Here is a 585-nt window from a genome sequence, read left to right as displayed (position 1 = left end):
GAGCTGCACGAGGTGTTCAACGACTTCGCTAGCGATCCCGAACAGTGGGTGGCGATCGTCACCGGCGCCGGCGACAAGGCGTTCTGCGCCGGCAACGATCTGAAATGGCAGGCCGCCGGCGGCAAGCGCGGCTGGAACACGTCGGGCTTCGCGGGCCTCACTGCGCGCTTCGATTGCGACAAGCCGRTCATCGCTGCGGTGAACGGCGTCGCCATGGGTGGCGGCTTCGAGATTGCGCTGGCCTGCGACCTGATCATCGCTGCGGAAAATGCGACCTTTGCCCTGCCCGAGCCCCGCGTCGGCCTTGCTGCACTCGCGGGCGGTCTGCAGCGACTGCCGCGCCAGATCGGCATGAAGCGCGCCATGGGCATGATCCTCACCGCGCGCCATGTGAAGCCGCAGGAAGGCTATGAGCTCGGCTTCGTCAACGAAGTGGTGCCGCAGGGCGAAGCCCTGAACGCCGCACTGCGCTGGGCCGAAACGATCTGCCAGAATTCACCGATGTCCATCCGCGCCTCCAAGCAGGCGATTCAGAAGGGCATGGCGGTGTCGCTGGAACAGGCCATCACCGAGCAGCGCGAATAC

1 protein-coding gene is annotated in these 585 nt (G+C 65.9%); it reads left to right on the top strand.

Going from position 1 to position 585, the window contains the following annotated elements; genetic code table 11:
* Positions 1–585: enoyl-CoA hydratase-related protein (locus tag AC1DU6_RS35030; protein ID WP_477863153.1), on the top strand; the 585-nt coding region annotated here is incomplete at both ends.

Source organism: Roseateles sp. P5_B10 (assembly GCF_056400485.1).
Note: the sequence above shows the minus strand (reverse complement) of the source record. Positions and strands in the feature narration are given on the sequence as shown.